A 317-nucleotide genomic window follows, 5' to 3' on the forward strand; every position below is an offset into this window, starting at 1 on the left:
GTACGGCCGCCTTCGCGGATAGCGAAGCGCAGACCTTCTTCCATGGCGATGGGGGCGATCAGCTTGACGGTGATCGACACGTTATCGCCAGGCATCACCATTTCCTTGTCGGCGGGCAGCTCGATGGAGCCGGTCACGTCGGTCGTGCGGAAATAGAACTGGGGACGGTAGTTGTTGAAGAACGGAGTGTGGCGACCACCTTCGTCCTTGGACAGCACGTACACCTCAGCCGTGAAGTGGGTGTGGGGCTTGATGGAGCCGGGCTTGCACAGCACTTGGCCGCGTTCCACGTCTTCACGCTTGGTGCCGCGCAGCAG

General features: G+C 61.5%; 1 pseudogene. It reads right to left on the minus strand.

The features are described 5' to 3' along the window. Positions 1 to 317, minus strand: a pseudogene (gene tuf / locus ACF8ML_RS18420) (elongation factor Tu); the annotation flags it as partial.

The sequence above is a fragment of the Delftia sp. WSY_10 genome (genome assembly GCF_043104705.1).
Taxonomy (GTDB): Bacteria; Pseudomonadota; Gammaproteobacteria; order Burkholderiales; family Burkholderiaceae_C; genus Comamonas; species Comamonas tsuruhatensis.